The following is a 5,617-nucleotide window of genomic DNA, read 5'->3' on the forward strand; positions in this document are numbered from 1 at the left end:
CAGACCGCCAGGTGGCGTGGTCGGGGGGTGGTGCACAGGCCCCGATTGGGTGGCAGACCGCCAGGGGATCAGCGGGCGGGGGTGGTGGCGCGGCGGACGACGGCGAGCACCGCGGCCACCGAGCCGTCGAAGTCGAGGTCGGAGGTGTCGACCGTGACGACGCCGTCGGCCGCGACGGTGAACTGCGAGACCGTCGAGTCCTCCCGGTCGCGACGCACGATCTGGTCGCGGGTCGCCTCGACGGCGGCATCGTCCGTCGTGCCGTGCAGCTCCGCGGAGCGTCGCCGCAGCCGGGCCTCCTCACTCGCGGTGAGCAGGATCCGCACGTCGGCATCCGGGGCGACGACCGTCGTGATGTCGCGACCCTCGGCGACGACGCCCCCGGTCTCCGCCGCGATGGCGGCCATCGCCTCCCGCTGACGCTGCTGGAGGACGGGCCGGACGAGGACGTTCGTCGCGACAGCCGAGACGCGCGTCGACACCTCGGTCGTGCGGATCTCGGCAGTGATGTCCCGCCCGGCAACGGCCACCGTCGGGGCATCGGGGTCGTAGCCCTGCTCCAGGGGCATCCGAGTGGCGGCCTGGGCCACGGCGTCCCGGTCGTCGAGGTCGATCCCCGAGTCGAGGCACCACCAGGTGAGCGCCCGGTACATGGCGCCCGTGTCGAGGAACCCCACCCCGAGCGCCGTGGCGACGGCACGGGACACGCTGGACTTGCCGGACCCCGAGGGTCCGTCGATGGCGACGATCACGAGGGGCAAGCCTAACGGCGGCCGGCCAGCCCCGCCGTCGCCGTCGCCCAGGTGGCGGTCTGGCGCCCGATCGGGGGCTGTGCACCACCGCCCGCCGGCCGGGCGACTGGCGATCTGGCACCCGATCGGGGGCTGTGCACCACCGCCTCAGCCGTGGAGTCGCCAGCCGCGCTCCTCGAGTGCGGCACCGAGCCGGGTGGCGGCGCCCGGGACGACGAGGATCTCGGCGAGACCGAACGGCTGCCCGAGCCCGTGCTCCAGCCGGAGGTCCTCGAGGTTCACCCCGGCGGCACCCACGTCGGCGAAGAGCCGGCCGAGCTCGCCCGGCGCGTCGGGGACGAGGACGACGACCGACTCGTATGCCGTGTGCGCCCCGCCGTGCTTGCCCGGTATGCGGGCCTGGCCGGCGTTCCCCGCCGCGACGGCGCGCGCGAGGACCGCCCGCGCACCGCCCGCCGGGCCGGTCGGGGTCTCCACGAGCGCGTCGAGCGCTCCGACGACGGCGTCGAGGTCGTCACGGAGCGCGACGAGGACGTCGCGGACGGCAGGGGCGTTCGCGGCGAGGATCTGGGTCCACAGCTGCGGGTCGCTCGCCGCGATGCGGGTCACGTCGCGCAGGCCGGGGCCGGCGAGGGCCACGGCGTTGTCCGGCACGTCCTCCAGGCGCGCCGCGACGAGGCTCGCCGCGACCTGTGGGAGGTGCGACACGACGGCCACCGCGGCGTCGTGGGCCTCGGGGTCGACGACGATGACCGTCGCGCCGACATCGGAGCCGAGCGCCTTGACCGTCGCGACGGCCCGCGGTGACGACTCCGGCGACGGGGCGACGACGAAGGCGCGGCCCTCGAAGAGGTCGCCGCGCGCCGCGACGACACCCGAGCGCTCCCGGCCGGCCATCGGGTGCGACCCGACGTACCGGCCGAGGTCGACGCCGAACGCCCGCAACTCGCGGAGCACCGCGCCCTTGACGGAGGCGACGTCGGTGACGACCGCGCTCGGCCAGCGGGCGAGGGCATCGGCGACGACCGCCGCGCTGACGTCGGGCGGGGTCGCGACGACGACGACGTCCGGGTCCGGGTCGCCCTCGACGCGCACGCGGCCGGCGCCGAGGTCCTGGGCCAGCGCGGCGGAGGTCGGCGACTGGTCGGCGAGCGTCACGGCATACCCCGCCCGCGTCAGCGCGATACCGAGGCTCGCCCCGATGAGGCCCGTGCCGACGAGGTGGACCGAGCCGCTCACAGTCCCGCAGCCCGGTAGAGCGCGCTGACCTCGGCGGCCGTGAGGGCCCGCCACTTCCCGGCCTTGGTGTCGCCGAGCCGGATCGGCCCGACCTGGGTGCGCACGAGGTGGACGACGGGGTGGCCGACCGCTTCGAGGAGACGCCGCACGATGTGCTTGCGGCCCTCGTGGATGACGACCTCGACGATCGCCTTGCCCGGCTTGCTGTCGACGAGCCGGAAGGAGTCGACGGCGACCGGCCCGTCGTCGAGCTCGACGCCGGCGCGCAGCCGGCGTCCCAGGTCCCGGGGGACGGGCCCCGGGACCTCGGCGAGATAGGTCTTCGGCACGCCGTACTGCGGGTGCTGGAGCCGGTTGGCGAGCTCGCCGTCGTTCGTGAGGAGCAGGAGGCCCTCGGTGTCGGCGTCGAGCCGCCCGACGTGGAAGAGCCGGGCGTTCCGCTCGCCGAGGTAGCTGCTGATGTCGATGCGGCCCAGCTCGTCGTTCATCGAGGTGACGACGTTGTAGGGCTTGTTGAAGGCGAGGTACACCCGGGAGGTGTCGGTCTGGACCCGCTCCCCGTCGACCGCGATGACGTGTCGCGCGGGGTCGACCCGGACGCCGAGCTCGGTGACGACGTGCCCGTCGACCTCCACCCGGCCCTGGACGATGAGCTCCTCGCAGGCGCGGCGGCTCCCGATCCCGGCCGCCGCGAGGACCTTCTGCAGGCGTATGCCGTCGGCGTCGTGGACGTCGACGGGCGGCTGCGCGGCACGACCCTTCGCGCCCTTGCGCGAGGGGTCGTTCGGGCGGTGCGGGCGGGGTGGACGGCCCGTGGGTGACGGCTGCGGGTGACCCTGGCCACCCCGGCCGGTGCCGGAGCCCTTCGACGTCCGGCCGGTGCCGGAGCCCTTCGGCGGGCGGCCCGCACCGGGGTCCTGCGGTGGCCGGCCCTCCCGCCGGCGAGGCGGCGTCACCAGCGCCCCTGCTCGGCGATCTCGTCGAGCGCGTCGACCTCGGGCAGGTAGGGCGCGAGCGCCGGCAGGTCGTCGAGGGTGTCGACGCCGAGGCGCTCGAGGAAGAAGTCGGTCGTGCCGTAGAGCGTCGCGGTCGACTCCTCGTCCTGGCCCATCTCCTCGATGAGGCCCCGGGACAGGAGGGTCCGCACGACCCCGTCGACGTTGACGCCCCGGACCGCGCTCACCCGGGAGCGGGAGATCGGCTGACGGTATGCGATGACGGCGAGGGTCTCCAGGGACGCCTGGGACAGCTTGGCCTGCTGACCGTCGAGGAGGAACCTCGCGATGACGGCGGCGTAGTCGGAGCGGCTGTAGACCCGCCAGCCGGATGCGACCCTCCGGAGCGTGAAGCCGCGGGAGGACGCCGCATACTCCTCCTCGATGGCCCGCAGCGTCGACTCGACCTCCTCGACGGGTCGCTCGAGCGCGGAGGCGAGGAGCACGGCCGGGACGGGCTCGTCGACGACCATGAGGACCGCCTCCAGCGCCCCGCGCAGCCCGCCGGGCAGATCGTCGACCTCCAGCGCGAGATCGGCCCCGGGATCTGCCGTCACGCCGGCGTCGAGATCGTCGACGCTCATCGTGTCCTCACTCACTGCCTTCTCCTCCGTCACGTGAACCCTCACCGTCAGGTCGACCTTCACCCGTGAGGCGACGACCGTCGTCGGCACGAGTCGGCTGGTCCTCGTCGTCGAACTCTCCCCCGACGTCGACCTCGCCCTCGTCCGCGCCGGACCAGCGGATCGTCAGCTCTCCCAACGCCTCGGCCTGGTCGACGGCGACCGACGCGTCACGGTAGAGCTCGAGGACGGCGAGGAACCGGGCGACGACGACGAGGGTGCTCTCGGCGTCGGCCACGAGCGACCGGAAGGTCGCGACCCGCCGGGCTCGGAGCCGGTCGACGAGGATGACGGCCTGCTCGCGGACGCTGACCGCCGGGGCATGGAGATGGTCCAGCCCGACCGTGGGCACCGGTTTCGGCGTCATGACCCGCGCCGCGATCCGCGCCAGCTGCTCGGGCGTCCTCCCGATGACGAGCTCGGGCAGCAGCGCGGCGAACTCCGGCTCGAGCCCGGCCTGGCGCGGCGTCATCCGGGTCGTGCCGTTCATCCGCTCGGCGAACGTCGCGGCGATGTCCTTGAAGGCGCGGTACTGCAGGAGACGCGCGAAGAGCAGGTCCCGCGCCTCGATGAGGGCGAGGTCCTCCTCGTCCTCGGGGCCCGTGCTCGGCAGCAGCCGCGCGGCCTTGAGGTCGAGGAGGGTCGCCGCGACGAGGAGGAACTCCGAGGTCTGGGAGAGGTCCCAGTCGGTGCCGGAGGCCTGCTGGGCCTTGAGGTGGGCGATGAACTCGTCGGTCACCGTCGCGAGGGCCACCTCGGTGATGTCGAGCTTGTGCTTGCTGATGAGACCGAGGAGGAGGTCGAAGGGGCCCTCGAAGTTCTCGAGGTGCACCTCGAAGGCGCTCTCCGGTGCTCGCCGGGTGATGACGCCGCCCGGGGCGTCGGTGCCGGACGTCGGCGCGTCGCCGCCGGTGGACGGGTCGCCGTCGGTGCACGGGTCGGCACCGGAGGGAGCCACGTCGACGCCGGTGGGCACACCGGTGCGGAGTGGAGGCGGATCGGCGCCGACCACCTCGGCGGGGCCCCCGGTGGCGCCGAGGACCGGGTCGGTCGTCATCGGCGTCAGGCCGCGCCCCCGCGGGCGACGAGCTCGCGGGCCAGCTGGCGGTAGGAGTCCGCGCCGCTGTGGGTCGCCGCATATGACGTGATGGGCTCGGCGGCGAGGGTGGCGTCGGGGAACTTGACCGTCCGGCTGATGACGGTATGGAAGACCTGGTCGCCGAAGTGGTCGACAACGCTCGCGACGACCTCCCGGCTGTGGAGGGTCCGCCCGTCGTACATCGTCGGGAGGATGCCGTCGATCTGCAGGCGGGGGTTGAGCCGGTCGGTGATCTTGTCGATCGTCTCGACGAGGAGGGCGACGCCGCGCATCGCGAAGAACTCGGTCTCGAGCGGGATGACGACGCCGTGCGAGGCCGTCAGGGCGTTGACGGTGAGCAGCCCGAGCGAGGGCTGGCAGTCGATGAGGACGACGTCGTAGTCGTCGAGGACCGGCCGCAGGACCCGCGAGAGGACCTGCTCGCGGGCGACCTCCCCGACGAGCTGCACCTCGGCCGCCGACAGGTCGATGTTGGCCGGGACGATGTCGAGGTTCTCGGTCTCGGTGGGGTGGACGATGTCGCGGATGTCGTGACCGCGCTCGACGAGGAGGTTGTAGATCGTCACGTCGAGCTTGTTGACGGGAACGCCGAGGCCCACCGACAGGGCACCCTGGGGGTCGAAGTCGACGAGGAGCACCCGGCGGCCGTACTCCGCGAGGGCCGCGCCGAGGTTGATCGTCGTCGTCGTCTTGCCGACGCCGCCCTTCTGGTTGCACAGGGCGATGACGCGGGCCGGTCCGTGGCCGGTGAGGGGTGGCGGGACGGGGAACTCCGGGAGCGGACGGCCGGTCGGGCCGAGCTGGCCGTTCATGACGTCCTCCGTCCCGGGGAGCGGCTCCTCGTGGGCCCGCTGGCGCTCGGCGGGCGCCTCGGCCGAGCTGTCCGCCGCCGGCGGCTGCACCGTCGGG

General features: G+C 73.8%; 6 protein-coding genes. All 6 read right to left on the bottom strand.

Features of this window, described 5'->3' with window-relative positions; all coding sequences use genetic code 11:
- Nucleotides 1-68: 68 nt before the first annotated feature.
- The gene (cmk, locus tag BN12_RS18585; RefSeq protein ID WP_407667810.1) at nucleotides 69-752 is read right to left on the bottom strand and encodes a (d)CMP kinase; all 684 of its coding nucleotides are present in this window, start codon (nucleotides 750-752) and stop codon (nucleotides 69-71) included.
- 147 nt (nucleotides 753-899) lie between these two features.
- Nucleotides 900-1,991: a prephenate dehydrogenase gene (locus BN12_RS18590; protein WP_048554826.1), complete on the bottom strand. Its 1,092-nt coding sequence runs from the start codon at nucleotides 1,989-1,991 to the stop codon at nucleotides 900-902.
- Nucleotides 1,988-2,947 carry a pseudouridine synthase gene (locus tag BN12_RS18595; protein ID WP_048554830.1) on the bottom strand — a complete coding sequence of 320 codons (960 nt, stop codon included), beginning with the start codon at nucleotides 2,945-2,947 and terminating at the stop codon, nucleotides 1,988-1,990. The genes BN12_RS18590 and BN12_RS18595 overlap by 4 nt, the downstream gene beginning before the upstream one ends.
- On the bottom strand, nucleotides 2,944-3,570 hold the full coding sequence (gene scpB, locus BN12_RS18600; RefSeq protein WP_048556594.1) for an SMC-Scp complex subunit ScpB: 627 nt from the start codon (nucleotides 3,568-3,570) through the stop codon (nucleotides 2,944-2,946). The genes BN12_RS18595 and scpB overlap by 4 nt, the downstream gene beginning before the upstream one ends.
- Before the next feature lie 7 nt (nucleotides 3,571-3,577).
- Complete coding sequence (locus BN12_RS18605) at nucleotides 3,578-4,666, bottom strand: segregation and condensation protein A (RefSeq protein ID WP_083454763.1); 1,089 nt, start codon at nucleotides 4,664-4,666, stop codon at nucleotides 3,578-3,580.
- A gap of 5 nt (nucleotides 4,667-4,671) precedes the next feature.
- Nucleotides 4,672-5,520, bottom strand: coding sequence for a ParA family protein (locus BN12_RS18610; RefSeq protein ID WP_048556596.1), 849 nt, complete (start codon nucleotides 5,518-5,520; stop codon nucleotides 4,672-4,674).
- Between the last annotated feature and the right edge of the window lie 97 nt (nucleotides 5,521-5,617).

Origin of the sequence: Nostocoides japonicum T1-X7 (assembly GCF_001046855.1) — a bacterium.
In the GTDB taxonomy this organism is placed as follows: Bacteria; Actinomycetota; Actinomycetes; order Actinomycetales; family Dermatophilaceae; genus Nostocoides; species Nostocoides japonicum.

Coding starts and splice junctions, on each gene's coding strand:
- scpB (WP_048556594.1), bottom strand. CDS start 3,570: ATGAGCGTCGACGATCTCGACGCCGGCGTGACGGCAGATCCCGGGGCC.
- BN12_RS18605 (WP_083454763.1), bottom strand. CDS start 4,666: ATGACGACCGACCCGGTCCTCGGCGCCACCGGGGGCCCCGCCGAGGTG.
- BN12_RS18610 (WP_048556596.1), bottom strand. CDS start 5,520: ATGAACGGCCAGCTCGGCCCGACCGGCCGTCCGCTCCCGGAGTTCCCC.